General features: G+C 40.8%; 23 protein-coding genes. 16 read left to right on the forward strand and 7 right to left on the reverse strand.

From position 1 onward, the window contains the following. Positions 1 to 124: 124 nt before the first annotated feature. Positions 125 to 442 carry a preprotein translocase subunit YajC gene (gene yajC / locus B5J94_RS11075; protein ID WP_062498661.1) on the reverse strand — a complete coding sequence of 106 codons (318 nt, stop codon included), beginning with the start codon at positions 440 to 442 and terminating at the stop codon, positions 125 to 127. 238 nt (positions 443 to 680) lie between these two features. Between yajC and B5J94_RS11080 the strand changes: the two genes are divergently transcribed. Then, entirely contained in the window at positions 681 to 1,871 is a 1,191-nt protein-coding gene (locus B5J94_RS11080) for a CNNM domain-containing protein (protein WP_079364135.1), read from the forward strand. Positions 1,872 to 2,104: 233 nt separating this feature from the next. On the opposite strand, the gene B5J94_RS11085 is transcribed toward B5J94_RS11080, so the two are convergent. The 3 genes from B5J94_RS11085 to B5J94_RS11095 all read right to left on the reverse strand — a co-directional run bounded on the left by B5J94_RS11085 (position 2,105) and on the right by B5J94_RS11095 (position 4,039). Continuing rightward, positions 2,105 to 2,350 carry a hypothetical protein gene (locus tag B5J94_RS11085; RefSeq protein WP_062498662.1) on the reverse strand — a complete coding sequence of 82 codons (246 nt, stop codon included), beginning with the start codon at positions 2,348 to 2,350 and terminating at the stop codon, positions 2,105 to 2,107. A 194-nt stretch (positions 2,351 to 2,544) separates the two neighbouring features. Next, the gene (locus B5J94_RS11090) at positions 2,545 to 3,330 is read right to left on the reverse strand and encodes a TraX family protein (protein WP_062498663.1); all 786 of its coding nucleotides are present in this window, start codon (positions 3,328 to 3,330) and stop codon (positions 2,545 to 2,547) included. 40 nt (positions 3,331 to 3,370) lie between these two features. Then, positions 3,371 to 4,039, reverse strand: a complete 669-nt coding sequence (locus tag B5J94_RS11095) for a FixH family protein (RefSeq protein WP_062498664.1) — start codon at positions 4,037 to 4,039, stop codon at positions 3,371 to 3,373. Between the two features lie 265 nt (positions 4,040 to 4,304). On the opposite strand from B5J94_RS11095, the gene purL reads away from it, so the two are divergent. From purL to B5J94_RS11130, 7 genes are all read left to right on the forward strand, one after another. Then, the gene (purL, locus tag B5J94_RS11100) at positions 4,305 to 8,228 is read left to right on the forward strand and encodes a phosphoribosylformylglycinamidine synthase (RefSeq protein WP_174519803.1); all 3,924 of its coding nucleotides are present in this window, start codon (positions 4,305 to 4,307) and stop codon (positions 8,226 to 8,228) included. 192 nt (positions 8,229 to 8,420) lie between these two features. Next, entirely contained in the window at positions 8,421 to 9,026 is a 606-nt protein-coding gene (ndhC, locus tag B5J94_RS11105) for an NADH-quinone oxidoreductase subunit A (RefSeq protein WP_062498665.1), read from the forward strand. 225 nt (positions 9,027 to 9,251) lie between these two features. Next, positions 9,252 to 9,920: an NADH-quinone oxidoreductase subunit B gene (locus B5J94_RS11110; protein WP_062498666.1), complete on the forward strand. Its 669-nt coding sequence runs from the start codon at positions 9,252 to 9,254 to the stop codon at positions 9,918 to 9,920. A gap of 87 nt (positions 9,921 to 10,007) precedes the next feature. Then, entirely contained in the window at positions 10,008 to 10,325 is a 318-nt protein-coding gene (locus B5J94_RS11115) for a YqcI/YcgG family protein (protein ID WP_062498667.1), read from the forward strand. 53 nt (positions 10,326 to 10,378) lie between these two features. Then, positions 10,379 to 11,536 (forward strand): MFS transporter, encoded by a 1,158-nt coding sequence (locus tag B5J94_RS11120; protein ID WP_062498668.1) that lies wholly within the window; start codon positions 10,379 to 10,381, stop codon positions 11,534 to 11,536. Positions 11,537 to 11,547: 11 nt separating this feature from the next. After that, positions 11,548 to 12,786, forward strand: coding sequence for an ATP-grasp domain-containing protein (locus B5J94_RS11125; RefSeq protein ID WP_062498669.1), 1,239 nt, complete (start codon positions 11,548 to 11,550; stop codon positions 12,784 to 12,786). 125 nt (positions 12,787 to 12,911) lie between these two features. After that, a complete protein-coding gene (locus B5J94_RS11130) occupies positions 12,912 to 13,115 on the forward strand; it encodes a hypothetical protein (RefSeq protein WP_079364136.1) in 204 nt (67 codons plus the stop codon). On the opposite strand, the gene B5J94_RS11135 is transcribed toward B5J94_RS11130, so the two are convergent. From B5J94_RS11135 to B5J94_RS11145, 3 genes are read right to left on the reverse strand one after another with little or no spacing between them, the layout of a single operon-like run. Beyond that, a complete protein-coding gene (locus tag B5J94_RS11135) occupies positions 13,107 to 13,871 on the reverse strand; it encodes a TSUP family transporter (RefSeq protein WP_029102056.1) in 765 nt (254 codons plus the stop codon). The genes B5J94_RS11130 and B5J94_RS11135 overlap by 9 nt on opposite strands. Then, positions 13,871 to 14,530, reverse strand: a complete 660-nt coding sequence (locus tag B5J94_RS11140) for a diiron oxygenase (RefSeq protein WP_062501630.1) — start codon at positions 14,528 to 14,530, stop codon at positions 13,871 to 13,873. The genes B5J94_RS11135 and B5J94_RS11140 overlap by 1 nt, the downstream gene beginning before the upstream one ends. A gap of 28 nt (positions 14,531 to 14,558) precedes the next feature. Then, the gene (locus B5J94_RS11145; RefSeq protein WP_062501627.1) at positions 14,559 to 14,774 is read right to left on the reverse strand and encodes a ferritin family protein; all 216 of its coding nucleotides are present in this window, start codon (positions 14,772 to 14,774) and stop codon (positions 14,559 to 14,561) included. 350 nt (positions 14,775 to 15,124) lie between these two features. On the opposite strand from B5J94_RS11145, the gene nuoC reads away from it, so the two are divergent. The 8 genes from nuoC to B5J94_RS11180 all read left to right on the forward strand — a co-directional run bounded on the left by nuoC (position 15,125) and on the right by B5J94_RS11180 (position 20,719). Then, complete coding sequence (gene nuoC / locus B5J94_RS11150) at positions 15,125 to 16,873, forward strand: NADH-quinone oxidoreductase subunit C/D (RefSeq protein WP_079364137.1); 1,749 nt, start codon at positions 15,125 to 15,127, stop codon at positions 16,871 to 16,873. A 232-nt stretch (positions 16,874 to 17,105) separates the two neighbouring features. Then, a complete protein-coding gene (locus tag B5J94_RS11155) occupies positions 17,106 to 17,690 on the forward strand; it encodes a PDDEXK family nuclease (protein WP_079364138.1) in 585 nt (194 codons plus the stop codon). Then, positions 17,678 to 17,959 (forward strand): hypothetical protein, encoded by a 282-nt coding sequence (locus B5J94_RS11160; protein ID WP_143821981.1) that lies wholly within the window; start codon positions 17,678 to 17,680, stop codon positions 17,957 to 17,959. The genes B5J94_RS11155 and B5J94_RS11160 overlap by 13 nt, the downstream gene beginning before the upstream one ends. A gap of 71 nt (positions 17,960 to 18,030) precedes the next feature. Next, positions 18,031 to 19,242 carry a PilT/PilU family type 4a pilus ATPase gene (locus B5J94_RS11165; protein ID WP_062499120.1) on the forward strand — a complete coding sequence of 404 codons (1,212 nt, stop codon included), beginning with the start codon at positions 18,031 to 18,033 and terminating at the stop codon, positions 19,240 to 19,242. Between the two features lie 13 nt (positions 19,243 to 19,255). Next, the gene (locus B5J94_RS14245; protein ID WP_156471050.1) at positions 19,256 to 19,402 is read left to right on the forward strand and encodes a hypothetical protein; all 147 of its coding nucleotides are present in this window, start codon (positions 19,256 to 19,258) and stop codon (positions 19,400 to 19,402) included. Positions 19,403 to 19,431: 29 nt separating this feature from the next. Further along, complete coding sequence (locus tag B5J94_RS13955; protein WP_143821982.1) at positions 19,432 to 19,788, forward strand: hypothetical protein; 357 nt, start codon at positions 19,432 to 19,434, stop codon at positions 19,786 to 19,788. A 233-nt stretch (positions 19,789 to 20,021) separates the two neighbouring features. Then, a complete protein-coding gene (locus B5J94_RS11175) occupies positions 20,022 to 20,306 on the forward strand; it encodes a hypothetical protein (protein ID WP_062499122.1) in 285 nt (94 codons plus the stop codon). Next, positions 20,306 to 20,719 (forward strand): type II toxin-antitoxin system VapC family toxin, encoded by a 414-nt coding sequence (locus tag B5J94_RS11180; RefSeq protein WP_062499123.1) that lies wholly within the window; start codon positions 20,306 to 20,308, stop codon positions 20,717 to 20,719. Before B5J94_RS11175 ends, B5J94_RS11180 begins: the two co-directional genes overlap by 1 nt. Positions 20,720 to 20,805 lie beyond the last annotated feature (86 nt).

Below are 20,805 nucleotides of genomic sequence, written 5' to 3' on the forward strand. Positions count from 1 at the left end.
TAAACCAAACCCTTTAATAATTGACAATAATTTAAGTGTTAAATCATTATTTGGTCTTGTTAAAATAAGGCTTATCCTTTTGCCTAATGCATTTATTTAAAATGCACATTTAACAATACCGAGTTTAGATATTTTCAATCGTGCCTTTGGGCAATACGCTAATCACGGACGCACGTTGGATTTTGACATCGGTGTTGTTGTTTAGGGCGATGACCGCATAGTCGCCATCAACTTTTTTGATGCGACCGACCAGACCGCCAGCAAACACCACTTCATTATCCACCGCCAACGCATTGACCATGGCACGGTGTTCTTTGGCACGCTTGGACTGGGGGCGAATGATAAGAAAATAAAAAATGGCAAAAATGGCAATCATCGGTAATAATTGCAAAAAAGCATTAGGCTGAGCAGGGGCGGTGGTCGCCAAAATAGAAAGTAGCATGAGAGTTCCTAAATTTCCAAAACGAAAAATAACGCATATCATACCATAAAACAAACGCATTTTATAAAATTTTACATAAGTCTTTGAAAAATTTTATAAATTTCCCCAAAATCATCATACTTTCTCTAATCCCAACCACGCCCATCATCATAAAATTGCCCACTTTGTCCTAAAATACTTGCAGTTGTCATCATTTTAGCTTAATATTAGCGGTTAATTTAAGCCACTCACTCTTTATATGCCCCGACCGCGATTTTTCCTTATTGCTTTGTCTTTATTAGCCGTCTCTCCCATCATTGCTTTTGCCACCGCAGGCGAGAGTGTGGGGCAGGCAACCAGCGCCAATGTTATTTTGCTTATCTTTTATGTGGCGTTGTCGCTTGTGGTCTCGTTTATTTGCTCTATTTCGGAAGCAACCCTTTTGACCATGACCCCAAGCTATATCGACACCCTACAAGACGACAATCCCAAAACTGCCGACTTGCTCAATGAAGTCAAAGTTAAAAACATCGAAAAATCCATCTCATCAATTCTCACGCTCAACACCATCGCCAATACCTTAGGCTCGCTCGGGGCAGGTTCGCAGGCGACCATCGTGTTTGGTAGTGAGTGGTTTGGGGTGTTTAGTGGTGTGATGACATTGGCGGTACTCATGGGTAGTGAGATTATCCCAAAGACGCTTGGGGCGACCTATTGGCGACGGTTTGCTGTGCCAGTGGCGTACTATGTCAAGGGTATTAGTATTATTTTATTCCCCATCGTGTGGGTTGCCGAAAAAGTCTCTCGCTTGCTCACTCGGGGCAACAACGAGAGCGGGTTTAACCGTCATGAGTTCATCGCCCTTGCCAATCAAGGCGAAGTATCAGGACAGATGAGCGAGTTAGAGACACGTATTATCAAAAACTCGTTGGCTCTGAGTATGATTCATGTGGAGAGTATCGTTACGCCACGCTCGGTGATGATTGCCTTTGATGAGAATATGACGGTGGGCGATGTGTTCGCCATGCACCCTAAATTGCCATTTTCTCGTTTTCCCATTTTTGATGAAGACCTAGATAATGCCACAGGTTTTGTCCTAAAAAGCGACCTACTCATCGCCAAAGCCAACCAAGAGATTCATACGCCCATCAAAGCCTTTAAGCGAGACATCACTTTTGTCTTTGCCAAGATGAAGCTGTTTGATGTGTTAGATTTGATGTTAAAAGAGCGACTGCATATCGCTCTTGTTGTGGGCGAGTTTGGTGAAGTCAAAGGCATTGTGAGCTTAGAAGATGTGCTTGAAACCTTGCTCGGGCTTGAAATTGTTGATGAGATTGACCGTGTTGATGACATGCAAGCCCTTGCCCGTCAGCTCATGGATAGACGCATGAGCAGGCTAGGCACGACCGTTGCCGATGATGAAAATGTGGATAATGTGCCAAATGGATGATGGCTGATAAGTTGCAAATCAAAGACTGGGCGTGGCTGATGGCTGACGCCTTTTTCTTTTTGGAGTAATTAACATAAATATATAATCATTTAACTGCAAAATACACCCATTGGCAGTAAGGTGCGTATTACGCACCAATAAGGTTTTTCATTTAAAAGGTGCGTGGTACGCACCTTACCATACGACAAGCAAATTTTTAAAATTTAGCATTGGTGCAAATTGGGGTTAATTGACTATAAAAAGCTCTCATTAGAACCCATTAATTCAATAATCATGCCATGATAATTAAGGTGGGCAGAATATCCATACCGTCCTTTTTCTATGGTTTCTTTCTTGACGACCTTTTTGGAGCTGATAAATAAGTGATGTGTATTTCTAACTTTTTCTACTTCCGATACGGGTGGGGTAATAGTTAGTGCAAATGCAGGCATAGAGCTGAGCAAAATAGCGGATAATACACAGCAGGTAAGATTTTTCATAAAAGCTCCTTGGGGTGATGATGTGCATATATTACCCTAATTTTAAGTTAAAATGGTAGTTTATTGATTGTTAGATGGTTTTATTGTGGGGTGAGTTATAATTTCCTTAAAAATCAATGCTTTGTATAGGGTAAATTGCAATTTTTCCCTATACAAAGCATTGATTAACAATCCCTTTTTCTAGTATCAATAATTTATTTAACATAATCCAAAAGCCAATATTCCGCCAAAGCAATGACCAATAAATGCACAGGATAAAACCAATAAAACAAATAGCGACCGCCAAAGTCAGAGCCTTTTTGCCCATTAAAGCCATAGATAATAAGAGCGGTGAGTATCATGCCAACGTGCATATAGCCAAGCCCTACGGTGGCGTTAAAGCCATAGATGAGTACATAGATGACGGGCAAAGATAACAGATAAGCGATGATAAGGTAGTTAGGCTGATTTTTATAAAAATAATCAAACAGTAGCGTCATATAAATCATAGCAAAGCCATAATCACACAGACTGATGATGGGATAAAGTAGGGCGATAAGGATTGCCTTTTCCCAAATATTAAAAGCCCTATGGTGCCGAATTATCAACGCGATGAGTGATAAAAACAGCGAAAACAGTACATTACCGCCTATAAAAGGGGTCAGCACCGCCCAGTCATCAAAAGAAACCCCTTGCCACAGTAGGACAGTATGAGCAATGCCAATATTAAACAGCCAAAAGGGTGGTTGTGAGATAAGGGCAAACAGCCCCAACCGTTTGGCGTAGCCCTTCATATCATGCGTATGATAAAACCCGACCACGAGCAAGTAGCACATGAGCGGAGCTACCGCCCGCCCCAAAAAGTGTAGTATCTCTGATGAATGCGTATCATACTCCAGAAATCGCCACGCCACATGGTCGGCGGTCATGAGTAGCATGGCAAGCCATTTGACATGAAAAGCGGTCAATGGCTGATGGGTTTGACGGCTTATGCTGGTCATTTTAGGCTTTTGGGCTGATTGATGGGTTATCGTCCAATAATTATTGTGCCAATGGCGGTACCGTGTCAGGGGCGTGTTGTTGGTGGCGTTTGTTCCGTTGGTCGGGTAGGGCTTGACGTTCGTTATCAAAGGCGGTCAAAGGCAAAAACGCCACGTTTTGGGCGGGCAGTTTTTGGCTATGGGTCAGTCGCCATGAGCCAGCTTCTATCTCGGTGGTGCTGTCGTCATCATTGGTGATGTTAAGATAGTATTTGGCGGGTAGGGGGTCAAGCGTGAGTGTGCCAGTGTAGAGATTATCACTTTGGTAAGTCAGCACAAAATCACGGTCTTTGGCTTTGTCAGTGGCGTGTGAGACCTTGACATTGAGTGTGGCAGGATAACTCATGCTTTGGGCGGATTTTAATTCAAACCGTACTGCATAATCATCGGGCGTGCCGTCTAATCGCATGATGCCTGATAAGCCTAAATCATGGGCGAGCTTATCTTTGGAGGCGTCTTGGTAGAGGCTTTTGCCGTCCATGTACCAGTCATCACGCACGGGCGAGTCTTTGATTTTAAAGGCGTGTACGATAAAGAAAATGCAGCCAATGACTACGATGAGTGGCAGTCCGATGACGAACACAATGACCATGTAGTTTTTGTACCAAACATTGGCATTGGTGCTGGCAGTGGCTTGGGGGGTATTGGGGGTTGGGGTGGTCGCTGACATGATGACATAAGGATAAAATTTGGCTTATTCTAGCATTTTTTACCCAAAAAGCCAAAATTTTCCACGGTAAAGCGGGATACAATGAGAGTCAAAGTAACATCTTAAATTCGGGGCATTTGAACATTTGTAACAATTTTTAAAAATATCAGCAAAGCATTGGCATAACGGGGGTAAAATCTGTTAAAATAGCGTGCTGATAATTGCTTGTTGCTTTTATATTGTTTGTCATTTCATCTTATTCATCAAATTGTGGGGAACGACCATCATGATGACCATCGCTGGAAAGCCGTTTTTAACCCAGTTTCAGACAGACGCTCTCATCAAAGAGCTAAATACCAAAGCCAATTTACCCATTCGTGCCATCAAATCACAGCAGATTTATGTTTTTCCCAGTTATCTGACGGCTGATGCACGCCAAAAAGCGTTGAGTCTCTTAAATGACGGCTTGGAGGTTGATGAAGATACGGCAGGTGAGGGCGAGCGTCAAGTGGTGGTGTCGCCACGTTTTGGTACGATTAGCCCGTGGGCATCCAAAGCGACTGATATTTTTAGAAACTGTGGGGTGGACATTGAGCGTGTCGAGCGTGTGGTGTTGTTTACCTTAACAGGCGATGGCGAGCTACCACGCAAACTGCCACAGGTCGCCCAAAATATCCTGCACGACCGCATGACCCAAAGCCTAAGCTATGAGTTGTCAGCGGTCAAAGCTCTGTTTGGTGATGACAAACCTGCAAGTCTCACGCACATTGACATCATGGGGCAGGGGCGTTCGGCATTGGTGCAGGCAAATCGTGAGTTTGGCTTTGCCCTGTCTGACGAGGACATGGATTATTTGGTCAAGCATTTTAATATCTTAGCTCGTAACCCCACTGATGTGGAGCTGATGATGTTCGCCCAAGCTAATAGCGAACATTGTCGTCATAAGATTTTTAATACCGAATGGACAATTGATGGTAAAAAACAAGACAAATCATTATTTAAAATGATTAAAAACACCCATGAAACCTCACCTGAGGGGATTTTGTCTGCTTATAAAGACAATGCGGCGGTCATGGAAGGTTTTACCGCTGAGCGGTTTTATGTCAATAAAAATAGCGATGGCGTGCATGAATACGGCTTTCATGAAGAGCCTGTTGATATCTTGATGAAAGTAGAAACGCACAATCACCCAACCGCCATTGCTCCCTATGCAGGGGCGGCGACAGGCTCGGGTGGTGAGATACGAGATGAAGGGGCGACAGGGCGTGGCGGTAAGCCAAAGGCAGGCTTGGCAGGGTTTAGCGTGTCGCATTTGCACTTGCCAGAGATGCCTGAAAAATGGGAAACTCAGACCAAAGCATACGGCAAACCAGAACGTATGGCGTCCGCTCTTGAAATCATGACTCATGCCCCACTCGGCAGTGCGGCGTTTAGTAACGAGTTTGGTCGTCCTAACCTAACGGGGTATTTTAGAAGTTTTCAGCTTGATGCCAGTGCCATGCAGGACGGCAGTCAAATGCGTGGCTATCATAAGCCGATTATGATTGCTGGTGGTTATGGCAACATCAAGCGTGATTTGGTAGAAAAAAATGCCATTAAGCAGGGCGATTTGCTCATTGTGCTTGGTGGTCCTGCCATGCAAATCGGTCTGGGCGGTGGAGCGGCAAGCTCGGTAGATAGCGGTAGCCTAGACGAGGGGTTGGACTTTGCTAGTGTACAGCGTGATAATGCCGAGATGGAACGCCGTTGCCAAGAGGTGATTGATACCTGTTGGGCGATGGGGGCGGAGCATAACCCCATTGTCTCCATTCATGATGTGGGGGCAGGCGGGCTGTCTAATGCCATGCCAGAGCTGGTGGATGACCATGGGCTTGGGGCGATATTAGAGCTTAGAAAAGTGCCATCGTTAGAACGTGGCATGTCGCCAATGGCAATCTGGTCAAATGAAGCCCAAGAACGCTATGTGCTTGCCATTGACCCTAAGGACGAGGAGCGATTTACTCAGATTTGTGAACGTGAGCGTTGTCCTTTTGCGGTACTAGGTGTGGCAACCGATGTGCGTCAGCTTACCGTCAATGATGAACTACTGCCAGAGCAACCTGTGGACATGCCCATGCAGGTGTTACTAGGTGGTACGCCTAAGATGAAACGTTCGGTACGCCGTCAGCAAAATGAGCTTAGCTCCTTAAATTTAGATGGTGTAGATATCAGCACTGCCATTCATGATGTACTAAGACACCCAACCGTAGCTAGCAAATCATTTTTGATTAGCATTGGCGACCGTTCTATAACCGGCATGGTGGTGCGTGAGCAGTATGTGGGGCGTTATCAAGTGCCTGTGGCGGACTGTGCGGTAACCATGACAGGTCTTAATGCCAACACTGGCGAGGCGATGGCGATGGGTGAGCGTACGCCCGTGGCACTCATCAGCCCCAAAGCGTCAGCACGCCTAGCAGTGGGCGAGGCAGTTACTAACTTAGCCAGTGCCAATATCGCCAAAATATCAGACATTACCCTATCTGCCAACTGGATGGCGGCGTGCGGTGAGGACAGTGAAGATGTGGCGTTGTATGATGCCGTTTATGCGGTGGGTGAAGAGTTATGTCCTGCCTTGGACATTGCCATTCCTGTGGGTAAGGATAGCTTATCCATGCGTGCCGGTTGGCAAGATAATGGTGTGGACAAGGCGGTGGTGTCGCCCATGAGTCTTATCATCACAGGCTTTGCCCCTGTTCAAGACATCAATAAGACATTAACGCCTGAGCTTATCAATATTGATAGTCGTCTGTATCGCATTGACTTGTCAAAAGGTAAATTCCGTCTAGGTGGCTCTATCCTTGCCCAAACCTTGGGTCAACTTGGTGATGACTGTCCTGATGTGGATAGTGCTGATGATTTAAGGCACTTTTTTGATTTTATCCAAAGTGCCAATCATCAAGGCCTTATCAATGCTTATCATGATATCTCTGATGGTGGTTTGATTGCAACAGTGGCGGAGATGCAGTTTACCGCTCGTGTGGCAATTAACTTATCATTAGAAAGTGCTAATACCTTAGGTGAATTATTTGCCGAAGAGTTGGGGGTGGTGGTACAAGTCCTGCCCGAACATGCACTAGAATTTGAAGATTTAGCCGAAAAAATGGGCGTGGCAGATATGCTCACAGACATCGGTCAAGTCTTTGAAACCCCAGCAGGTGGTGCTGACCAAGATATTTTAAGTATCCAGACGCCAACAGATGACTTAGAATTCATGCGAAGCGAATTGCAGGCAACATGGACAAAAGTAAGCCATGCCATCGCTCGCTTGCGTGATAACCCTGTTTGTGCTGACCAAGAGTTTGCACTTATCAATGACATTGACCATCAAGGCTTAATTGCACAGGCAAATTATGACTTAAATCAAGCCGTAGAAGCTCCATATGTCAATGCTCGCACCAGCCAGCCCAAAGTTGCTATTTTGCGTGAACAAGGCGTAAACGGTCATTTGGAGATGGCGGCAGGCTTCAAAAAAGCAGGCTTTGACACACTTGATGTGCATATGAGCGACCTCATGAGCGGACGTATTAATTTACGTGATGTTGATGGGCTAGTAGCCTGTGGCGGATTTAGTTATGGCGATGTGCTAGGGGCGGGCTCGGGTTGGGCAAATAGCGTGTTACACCACGAAGAGTTATCGATGATGTTCGCCAGATTTTTCCATCGTCCTGAGACCTTTGCATTGGGCGTGTGTAACGGCTGTCAGATGATGAGTCAGCTCAAAGACTTGATGGTTGGGGCGGAGCATTTCCCACGTTTTAGCACCAACGTATCGGCACGGTTCGAGGCTCGCACCGTCAATGTGCGTGTAGAGCGTACCAAGTCAGTGCTGTTAAAGGGTATGCAAGACAGTATTTTGCCGATTGCGGTGGCACATGGCGAAGGCTTTGCCAACCTTGATGACAAGGCGATTTTTGAGCTAGAAAATAGCGGTCAAATCGCCCTACGCTATGTGGACAGTCAAGGTCGTGCCACCGAGCATTATCCCCTAAATCCCAACGGCTCACCCCAAGGCATTACAGGTGTTTGTAGTGATGATGGGCGAGTAACGCTCATGATGCCACACCCAGAGCGGACACTGCGTGCGGTCAATCACTCATGGAAGCCGAGCGAGTGGGACAAAGATGGGGCGTGGATGCGACTGTTCCGTAACGCCCGTGCGTTTTTACGATAACAACCCAAACCAAAAAAACATCGTCATGTTGGCGGTGTTTTTTTGTGAAAACGTCAAATTTATCCAATGACTGACGTGGTTATTTTTTATTTAAATAATTTTACAAAATATGCTATAATTGCAAGGTTAATCTGTCAGGATTAGCGGATACCTTATTATAATCTACTTTCATAAAATCACATGGGGTGATTTATGCCAGCCGAATGGTCAGCCATTGTCTATCTACTTGCCAGTCTAGGGCTTGTCGTCTTTATGCTTGTCGTGCCACGCTTGCTTGGTGGGCGGTCAAGCGGTTCTCAAAAACAAGAAAACTTTGAAGCAGGCGTGGTCTCCGCAGGTTCTGCTCGTATCCATTTGTCCGCCAAGTTTTACTTGGTGGCGATTTTTTTTATCATTTTTGATTTAGAAGCCTTATATTTGTACGCCTATTCGGTCAGCGTGCGAGAAGTGGGCTGGGTGGGGTTTACGACCGCCTTTGTCTTTATTGCCATTTTGTTTGTTGGGCTTGTCTATGAGATGAAACTTGGGGCGATGAACTGGGCTCCTGCCGACAAACGTGTCAAAAAACAACGCATTTATGAGCGTCCTGCCGACTTTGATTTGGCGAGCATTACCGCCTTTAATGGCATTGATGAGCTACACTCAGACCCCACAGGCAAAGTGCCTGCCCAGTCATCAGGACGGGTTTTTGCAGGGCGTAAAGACTTGCAAGCGGTGCTTGAAAAAGACAAAACTGACATGGCAAATATTGACCATATCAATGACACAGGACGAGTTACCACGCAGAAGTTTGATTAGGGATTATCAATGACATTCGGCAACTATCGAATTAGCACCATCTTTTTGATGCTTACCATCGCTTTTTTTTATGATGGCAATCACCCTTGAAAACCCTGCCTTTATTGGTTCGGTGGTTATCTGCTTGATTTTTGGTGTTAAGAAAGTCAAAGATGTGCCAAAAAACAATAATCAAGATGATTGCTAATCCTAATTTAGTAAATACTCAACTTACATGATACAACCATGAAATACACCCTAACCCGCCCCAACGAACAGGGCAACCAATATCCCCACGCCACCCGTCAAGTGGTGGACGACATTACCCAAGAAGAAGTTGAAAAAAATATCTTTCTTGGTAACCTTGAAAATCTCGCCCACGCTGCCGCCAACTGGGGTCGCAAGCATTCTTTGTGGCCGTTTAACTTTGGCACAAGCTGTTGTTATGTGGAATATGCCACGACTTTGACGGGCGTGCACGACTTGTCTCGCTTTGGGGCGGAAGTCATTCGGGCGTCTCCCCGTCAAGCGGACGTGATGATTGTGGCGGGAACTTGTTTTGTCAAAATGGCACCTGTCATACTGCGATTGTATGAGCAAATGCTAGAACCCAAGTGGGTCATCTCTATGGGGGCGTGTGCCAACTCGGGCGGTATGTACGACATTTATTCGGTGGTGCAGGGGGTGGATAAAATCTTACCTGTGGATGTGTATGTTCCTGGGTGTCCGCCACGCCCTGAAGCACTCATTCAAGCCATCATGTTATTACAAGAGAGCATTCAAAAAGAACGCCGTCCGTTGGGCATTCATCTTGACCAAAACATTTATCAGCCGATGATGACACCAGAGCGAGATAGAAAACAAGCTAACCGCATTGCGGTAAAAAATTTAAGAAGTCCTGATGGGGTGGAGTGATATTACCATCCTACGATGTTTGTGATTTATTGTGTCATTAGATTTTAGAAATTAACTTAACAGTCATAATAGAATGAGGATTTATTAATGAATGGTATTGTGTATACTCAGTCTGAAATAGCCAAAATGCAAGATTGGTTAGGCGATATGGGGCGACAAATTTTAGGAAGATTTGATAATGGTAATGCAAAACAAAAAGCATTGTTTCCATGTCTATTTGCTCGCAAGGCATTTGCCCAAGGCATGGTAAAATTTTTACCGATAGCTTATGTGCAAGATAAGGCACAATATGATTTAGAGTGTTTTGCACAAGGTTTGAAAAATTACCTAGAATTAGCGATATCAACTTGGGACGGAAAATTCAATACAGCCTACCCATTGTTGGTTGTGTTTGAACCTGTGTAATGCCCACTTTCTTTTGAAAGACACCATAAGAAATAAAATGGAAAATAAATACTATGGATTTAAGAAAATTTTACGGTGCTTTGATTGTCTTTTATTTTAGTGATATGGCATTACTGATTATGGTAATTTGGTTGTCTTATCAGACAACCAAAAACCCTTTAATTCTTGGATTGATATTATTTGTTAGTACAATCATTCCATTTATATTAAAAAAGTTTTCCAAAATTAATTTATTGTCTCTTTCTGTTCACCATTTAATGCTTTCACGAATTTTGTTTTATTCCATTGTTTTTGTGTTATCAGCACTTAATCCATCGATTTATAGCTTTATCGGTCTTGCATTGATATCTGGATTATTGGGAGTTAGCATACTAAGTAATTATGAAACTTACAATAATTATCTTGTTGTTAATAACATTGTTTCTGCAAACAAAGCATCAAGATATATGCAAACCGTTATACAGATTGGTGCATTTGGTGGGGCAATGATAGGAGGAATGCTATTAAATTATTTATCTTTTTTTTATTCAATGGCAAGTATTGTTTTAATAGATATTGTTTTTGCCATTATTTTTATGATGTGGGCAAAAAATGGGTACTTTGCTCAAATAAAAATTAAAGATAATAACAACAAACAAACTGTTAATCAACCTTATTTTTTAGATAAAAAACAAATTTATTTGTTATGGATTATATTGGGGTTTGTTGGTGTTCATATTACTAGTTTTAACTTAACCACACCAATTATATTTCAAGAAATTAAACAATGGACTGCCCAAGATTTTGGTTTATCCAGTGCTTTTGCTGGTATGGGGGCTTTTTGTGCGGCTTTCATAAAAAGCAACACAAAATATTGTTTGGTAATGGCAATATGTTTGATTTTTGCTGATTTAATATTTGTTATGTCAAATATTAAGATATTGTCCCTAGCCATATGTTTTCTTATTGGATTTTTTATCAATAGTATTAGGATATTAATAAGAGAAAAATTATCCTTAATGGCAAAAAATACAGAACAAGCTGCTTTTATTGGGCAAAGCAGTGCTGTCTTTTATGTTGCATTTCAAGCAGGCGCTAGCTTGCTATTTGGATATATATTATCCATTATACAAAATGTGTATGCTACCCAAATATTTTTACCATTAGTAGCGTGTATTATTGCTATGTTTTATATTAGTATGCTTTTTACAGGCAAAATCTTTACCAACTAGGAGTGTGATTTATGGATAAAGGTAAAATTTTAATTGTAGATCCTTTTTCTACGGGTGCATTATATGCAGAAAAATTTCATAAGCTAGGCTATCAATGCTATGCGGTACTTGCTAATGATGATATGAATATGGACTATTTTAGTTTTGATGGTACTTATTTTATCAATAAGATGATTTACTCGGTGCAAGAATGTAAGGAAAAATTTTGTAGAGATGAGATTTTGGCTGTTGTAATTGGTGCAGAAACAGGCGTACTCATTGGTGAGCAACTGGCAGAATATTTTGGAGTGGCAGGAAATTCTGTGCGTAGTGGCTTAAAACGAAGAGATAAATTTATAATGCAAAATGCTTTAAAAGAAAGTGGTTTAAAGCATATAAAAAGCCAGCTTATCAATGCTGGCAGTGAATATTTTTTTGACAGTGAAAGTGGTTATATTCTTAAACCTGTTAATTCAGCAGGCAGTGATGGCGTGATGTTTTTTGAAAATAAAAAAACGCTATCTAATTATATAAAAAATATTAACTGGGAAAAGATTAATGCACTGGGAATAAAGAATGATAATTATATTTTACAATCATTTGAAACTGGTGATGAATTTGTTGTGGATATGATTGTGCAAGATGATAATATTTTTATTTGTAGTTTGTGTGTTTATAAAAAAGGTCATCATAATGGCAGTAAGTTTGTTTATGAAAATATGCAGATGTTAGATATTACAAATAAAGAATATCAAGCCATCATTCAATATGCAACACAGTGTATAAAAGCATTGGAGGTTAAATTTGGAGCGGTACATATGGAGTTATTGGCAAAATCAAGTACCGATGGATATGTCAATCCAGTGATGATTGAAATGGGGGCAAGACTGCACGGAGGAGTTGCACCCATTATTTTTGAAAAATGTTACCAACCAAACTTGCTTGAATTAAGTGTTTATAATTACTTAAATCAAGATTTGACACAGTTCTATGGAAAAACAAAAGGCAATATATTTTATTCGAAAATTATCAGTAAAGCCAAAGTGGTATTTTTAATCAATTACCAAAAGGAAAATAAATTAGATAAGCAACTATTCCTGTCAAAAATTCAAAGCCTACCTAGTTTTTATCAGGCTAAAATTCTCACTAATGGTTTAATGCCCGTAACAGTGGATTTGCTAACTTGTCCTGTTTTGGTGTGCCTAGTTGGAGAGACATCTGATATTGATGAAAATAAACTAAGAATAATGTTTGATGAGAGCATTTATTAATTTATATTATTGATAATTTTACTCCCTTAATTATGTTTTGGTTTTTAAAAATATAGACATTAGCGATGAAATTTTTTATTTTGCTTAAATTTTGGTAATCGCAAGCCAAAAATAAGTTGGAAATTATGAGCATTCACCACATTCACGATTTTGATGTTTTAAATCAGCTAAACGCTAAGTTTGAAAATCTTGTTATCCAAGAAACGGCAGACGGCATTCCGACTGTGTGGGTGGACAAAGCCCAAGTGCTTGATTTATTGCTGTATTTGCGTAAATTGCCCAAGCCCTTTGTCATGCTTGTGGACTTATTTGCCTTGAAATCAAGATGATGACCATAGTAATTTAATTGCCATTAGCACGCAGGCAATAACCACCAAAGGACGCATAAGTTTTGCACCATTTTTTACAACTAAATGACTACCTAGATATACTCCAATTGTTTCGCCAATTGCCATTAAAATACCTGCCATCCACGCCATCTTGCCTAAATAAATAAAGACAAGCAAGGAAATTAGGTTGCTGGCTAGGTTAAGTACTCTTGAATATGCCATTGCTTTGGTAGCGGCAAAACCTAGTAAAGAAGTTACTGCAAGTAGGTAAAAAGTACCTGCACCTGCTCCAAAAAATCCGTCATAAAAAGCAATAACAGGGATGATTGTCCAAGAAAACAGAAATACACCCATCTTTGCTTTCTTTGTGGTATCTGACAAATTCTTGGAGAAATAAAAATATAAAGCCATTGCAATTAACAAAAAAGGGAGAATTTTTTCAAGGAGTGTACTAGGTAACAAAGATAAAGTGGCAGTCCCGATTGCACCGCCAATTATAGCAGGAGGCAATAAAGCAATGAGTAATTTTTTATCTAATACACCTTTGTTTAAATAATATTGGGTGGAGGCAATTGCTCCTACTGTTCCTTGTAACTTATTGGCGGCAATCGCCTGTGCGGGGCTAAATCCTGCGGTTAATAATACAGGAATAGAAATAAGACCGCCACCCCCACAAATCGCATCAATAAAGCCTGCAATACAAGAACCTATTAATAAAAAGACAACAATATCTATGCTAAGACCAAGTAATTCCATCACATTGCTCCCAATGTTAGTAACAGTTTATTGACTGAGTTATCATAAATACCAATATTTTTTAATGTATCCGTGTCTCTTAATATTTCTTGATAATTAGGAAAGTTAAGTATTCCAAAGATTTTTTCCCATTCTTTCATTTCAGTATGTGCAAATAAAGGTACGGTAGATTTTAGAGTATTAATGAATAGCGTTCTAGTTTCTTTGCTTTCATTTTTTAGCACTTCCAAGGCGACATGGCTAAATACACCAGAATGACTACGCTCATCAAGAGCGTGTCTCTTGGTAACTTCATAGCAGATATTTTGAATGGTGTTATCCTTGGATAGAATATCTAGATAGTCAGTAATTAGTGTTTCACTAGCACACGCCACTGCAAATTGCACCAACCTTCTATTTTTTTCATCAAGTTGTTTATTTAGTGTCTCGTTTAGCCATTGTGAAAGGTAAAAATTATTCTCGCCTAAGTGAGGTAAATTTCGTTTTTGGTAAATATAGTTGCACGCACCAATAGACATCTTGGTGTGCAATGCTTCATCAAGCAATGCTTCGGCGATGACTTTTTGCACATCTGCCAAATTTTCTGTATTGGGGGGGTATTTTAAGATATTCTCGCATGTTGGCGTAACAACATCACATTCTATATAGACTGTTTTCATGTTATACAGATTTCATGTTATACAGAATCTAAGCATAAGACAAGCAAGCATCTTTTTTGGGCTGTGGTGCATTTAGCCAAGCATCATGGTTGGCAAAAGGCAATAGACATTCAGCAAAGTCTTTTTTGTCGGCAAAGAATTCAATATCATCATAATCACCATCAAAAGTATGTACAGTTGCATTCTGTTGCCAGTATTTTGATAGTTTTTTCAAGATAGTTTGCATATCTGCTACGGTTTTCATCGGGTACATCCTTAACCTAAGAAATTTCTCAATTTTATATCAAATAAAGTATTTATTGTCAAGATGTAGCCATCAATTATAAAATAGACTTCTTTCCAAACCCTGATTTTTGTAGATTTTTAAAAACTTCAACCCTAATACTTACAAGGGTTTATTTTTAGTTTGGAAAGAGATTTAATAAATTTATATCTCACAATGGTTTATCATTCAATTTTTCTCGTAATCTATCATAAATATGCTGTAAAAAAAGCGATTTTGCGTTATAATTTGCCATTTAGTTAAAGTGTTTGGAGACTGCAAGCCCCACGCAAGCGACCAATTTAACAAACATATTATAAAAAGTTGGCATTATGAGCATTCACCACATTCACGATTTTGATGTTTTAAATCAGCTAAACGCTAAGTTTGAAAATCTTGTTATCCAAGAAACGGCAGACGCCATACCAACCATTTGGGTGGCTTGTGATAAGCTGCTTGATGTTTTGCTGTTTTTACGCACATTGCCCAAGCCCTTTGTCATGCTTGTGGACTTGTCCGCCATTGATGAGCGTTTGCGTCAGTACCGCCATGGCTTGCCACCCAGCGATTTTACGGTGTTTTATCATCTGATGAGCTTGGAGCGGAACTCGGACATTCGCATTAAGGTTGCCCTAAGTGAGGGCGAGCATATCCCATCTGCGACCAAGATTTATCCCAATGCCAACTGGTATGAGCGTGAGGTGTGGGATATGTTTGGCGTGGTGTTTGACGGACACCCGCACCTGACACGGATTTTGCTCCCCAAATACTGGGAAGGACACCCACTGCGTAAAGAATACCACGCTCGGGCGACCGAATTTACGCCGTATTTTTTGAACACCGCTAAACAGCAGTTTGAGCAAGAAAACTTACGCTTTGTCCCTGAAGAGTGGGGCATGAAACGCTCGGGGCGTGATGAAGATTTTATGTTCCTAAATATCGGCCCTAACCACCCGTCCGCTCACGGGGCGTTCCGTTTGGTGTTACAGCTTGACGGCGAAGAGATTGTGGACTGTATCCCCGATATTGGCTATCATCATCGTGGGGCGGAGAAAATGGCAGAACGCCAAACATGGCATTCGTTCATTCCTTATACCGACCGCATTGACTATCTGGGCGGTGTGATGAATGAGTTGCCGTATATCATGGCGGTTGAGAAGTTGGCTAGCATTACCACGCCTGACCGTGCCAATGTCATTCGCATTATGATGAGTGAGTTTTTTAGGATTACCAATAATTTGCTTTATTGGGGGACGTTTATCCAAGACGCTGGCGGTATGACCCCTGTGTTTTATATGTTTGCCGACCGTCAAAAGGCGTATGATGTCATTGAAGCGGTAACGGGCTATCGTATGCACCCTGCGTGGTTTAGGATTGGCGGTACGGCTCACGATTTGCCAAACGGCTGGCAGCGGTTGGTGCGTGAGTTTTTGGACTGGATGCCAAAACGCCTTGATGAATACTATAAGGCAACCATGACCAACACCGTGCTAAAAGGACGTACGCAAAATGTCGCCCAATACAACGCCAAACAAGCCCTAGCGTGGGGCGTAACGGGGGCGGGACTTCGTGCCACGGGCATTGAGTTTGATTTGCGTAAAGCGAGACCGTATTTGGGCTATGAGAATTTTGACTTTGAAATTCCTGTGTTTTATAACGGCGATGCTTATGACCGCTGTTTGGTCAAAATTGAAGAGATTCGCCAATCACTTCGTATCATTGAGCAATGCCTAAACAATATGCCAAGCGGAGCCTATAAAGCCGAACACCCGCTTGCCGTGCCACCACCAAAAGACCGCACCCTGCAAGACATTGAAACGCTCATCAACCACTTTGTGTCGGTGTCGTGGGGACCTGTGATGCCAGCAGGGGAGAGTGCCTGTATGGTAGAAGGCGTAAAAGGGCTAAACAGCTATTATGTAACTTCCGACAACTCAACGATGAGCTATCGCACGCGTATCCGTACGCCAACCTTTGCTCATTTGCAACAGATGCCAAGCGTAATTAACGGCTCTTTGGTATCCGATGCGATTATTTATTTGGCAAGTATTGATATTGTTATGGCGGATTGTGATAGGTAGGTTCATATGAGTATTTTTTTGATTGAAAGTGATAAATCAGAATTGTTGAAGCCAATTACCTTTAAAGAAGGAAATATGTTAGAAAAAGACATTCAAAATATCATTAAATCTCTTTCCAAACTAAAAATAAACCTTTATAAGTATTGGGGTTGAAGTTTTTAAAAATCCACAAAAATCGGGGTTTGGAAAGAAGTCTATTAAATCCAACCCTAGTATTTTAGGGGAAGAATTATTGATTGTAGGGGAAGAATTATCGCCTTTTGAAAATAGTAAAAAGCGTTTGGATTTATTGGCGTTAGATGAATTTGGAAAATTGGTTGTTATTGAATTAAAAAGAGATAATGACGGTTTTCATATGGATTTACAGGCTATTCGTTATGCGTCTACGGTAAGATTGTTTAGTATTGATAAGATTGTTGAATTTTATGGTAATTTTCACAATTGTAATAATGAGCAAGCAGAAAAAGCAATTGATAATTTCTTGGGCGGAGATTATGCTCAAAAATTAGATTTTGATAATGTTCGTATTATTTTGGTTAATCAAGATTTTTCAAAAGACATTACAAATACAGTATTGTGGCTAAATGAACAAGGGTTGGATATTAAATGTATAAAAATTAACCCTTATAAATTAAATAGTGAGAGCATTTGGGATATTGATACTATCATTCCTGTAAAAGAAGCTCAAGAATATCAATTAAAATTAAAAGAAAAAAACATTCAGACCAAGAAACCAAGCGTAATAATAAAGATTTTAGCAAATATCAATTTAACGGTGGAATTTTTGGTAAAGGTCGCTTGGTTTTGGCAGTTGTGAGTGATTACTGTAAAAATAACCCTAATATTGACATTGTTCATCTGCAAGATACATTCCCCAAAGAATTGCAATCAAGACTTGAAACGGCAATTTTGTATTCAGATTTAGAAAATAATTCAAAATTTGCGGAAAGATATTTTAAAGATGACGTTATTACTTTAAATAATGCAAGTAAAATTATTGTTTGCAATCAATGGGGCGTAGGAAATATTGATAGATTTATTGATTGTGCTACAAAACTTGGCTATAAGATTGAAAAGCAATCATAAATACAGTTAGCAACCTAAAAATATTGATATTGTAAAAATCAACCCTAAACTTAAAAAGAGAAATAAATACCATGACCACACACCATATTTCCGAAGAATCACTCATCGCCTTTGCCGAAGAGACCCTAAACGAAGCCAAAGGCATGATGTATAATATGCTGACCAAAGTCGTTGAGATTGGGGCTTCGGATTTATTTATCACGGCAGAATTTCCGCCCAGCGTCAAACACCAAGGCTTGATGAAACCGCTTGGCAAACAAGCCCTATCGCCCGACAAAACCAAACTGTTTGCATACAGTATCATGAACGACCACCAACGTGATGAATTTGAACGTGAAATGGAATGCAACTTTGCCATTAACGTGCCAAATGTGAGTCGTTTTCGTGTCAATGTCTTTATCCAGCAACAGCAAGTGGGTATGGTGATTCGGGTTATTGCTGCCGAGATTCCCAATTTTGACAAATTAAAATTACCGCCCCAACTGCGTAACGTCATCATGGAAAAGCGGGGTTTGGTGTTGGTGGTGGGCGGTACAGGTTCGGGTAAATCCACGAGCTTGGCGGCGATGATTGATTATCGTAACGAAAACAGTGCAGGGCATATCATCACGGTAGAAGACCCTGTGGAATATGTGCATAAGCACAAAAAATCAATGATTACGCACCGTGAAGTGGGCGTGGATACGCACTCATGGCACCATGCGTTGAAAAATACGCTCCGCCAAGCCCCTGACGTGATTTTGATTGGTGAGATTCGAGATACCGAGACTATGGAGCACGCCATTGCCTTTGCCGAGACGGGGCATTTGTGCTTGGGGACGCTCCACGCCAACAACGCCAACCAAACGCTTGACCGTATCATCAACTTTTTCCCCGAAGAGCGTCGCCAACAGCTACTTATGGATTTGTCTAGCAATATGAAAGCGATTATCTCCCAACGCCTAATCCGTACCGAAGACGGCAAGGGGCGGCGGGCAGCGGTGGAGATCATGCTTAACACCCGCCTTATGGCAGATTTGATTTTAAAGGGTGAAATGCACGAGTTAAAAGCGATTATGACTAAAAGCCGTGAAGTGGGTATGCAGACCTTTGACCAAGCGTTGTTTGACCTATATGATGAAGGGGCTATCTCGTACGATGAAGCGATTCGTAATGCCGACTCGCCCAACGAGCTACGCCTACAAATCAAGCTCAAGGGTGCTCGCCGTGATGGACAAAATGAAGTGGCAAGCTCGTTATCACTTCACGCTGATGTCGAAGAGGCTGATGATAAAAAGGAGTGATTAAGGAAGAGGCATGGATATCTTGTCCTATTTTGAAAACATCAACGAACTTAACGAATATCTTACGCCATTTTCTGATAGCGATAAGCTATTTGTAGAAAATCAATCTTGGCTAAAAGAGCATTTTTTACCATTTATCAGCATTGATTTGGGTATGTAAATGATGATTGGCGTGGGCAAGTGGTGCATATGCTAAATCTATTTGAACCTTTGGAAGGGTATATTGGTATGAATACCCATGAATACCACAATGAGTTTACAGGCGAAAATTGGTTTGCTTTTAAATTGACCGATGATAACCAATATGAGTTTTTGGGTAATGAAGGGTATTTTGAGAGAAGTGCCATTCATGATCATAAACAGATGTTTGGCGATTGGTGGTTTGATGAAGAGCGTAAACACGTCCAAGAGTGTAAAGATGATTATCAAAAAGCCCAAGAATTATTTGCCAAAACCAATAAACTTGCCAATATTCATTCATCAGATGATGAAGAAATAGTGCAAAATGATTGGCTTGATGAAATGGGTGGAGATTTATCAGAGTAAGGCGGTAATTGGGCAAGTCCTACTTATGCACCCAAAGCCATTGATTTAAAATGGCAACAAGATAAATTAAACATCACTTGTCAAGGCAAGCCACTTTATTTTATCGCTGGTGTCCCTGCTTATCATTATGGGTGCAGTGGGGCGGATTGGATAGTATTATTATATGAGCCGATTGATAAAATTGTGGTATTTACATTTGATTGGTCATAAAATTTGCAAAAATGGAGCAAAAAATGCAATTAACCACAATTAAACAAAATGACGGTATTTTTATTCAAATACCAAAACATATCATGAAAGATATGGATAAGATTGTGTCTAGTTTTGATGATAACACACACCAAATTCACATTGCATTTTATCCAAAACAAGAGACAAACATCAGTCCAGAAGTTCAACAACTATCAGGCAGTCTTAATGCTTATATCGGCACAGATGCCGATGTGATTGCTGATGACGAAAAGGCATTTTTACAGTCTTTATTAGATGATGATAATCGTATAAAGGCAGGACAATAATGTTAAGTTTGGATACAAATGTATTGGCTTGTTATTTATTGGGTGATGATGTTGAACAACAAAAACAAGCCAATATTTTGATTTCAAATAATGACTGCTTTGTTTTAATGACGGTAATTATAGAATTGGCTTGGGTGTTAAAATCACAAAAAATAAATAAAGCCATAATTATCCAAAAATTGATAGAGCTAAGTAGATTGACAAATATTCATCTTGAAAATATAGAAGTATTCAAAAACGCAATGCGTTGGGAGATTACAGGTATGGATATTGCCGATGCCATTCATTTGGCATTATCACAATCTTATAAAAACTTACCAATGACAACATTTGATATTGCTTTTATTAAAAAATCACAAGCACTTGATGAAGTGGCAACTTGTCAAAATGTAAGTAAATTGATTAATAAGTAAAAATAGGATGTATATCATACACCAAAAAATTTAAACCAACCATTTATTAAACTGATAAAATTAGGTTAGTTTTATCAATTTAATAA

It is taken from the genome of Moraxella lacunata (assembly GCF_002027545.1).
In the GTDB taxonomy this organism is placed as follows: domain Bacteria; phylum Pseudomonadota; class Gammaproteobacteria; order Pseudomonadales; family Moraxellaceae; genus Moraxella; species Moraxella lacunata.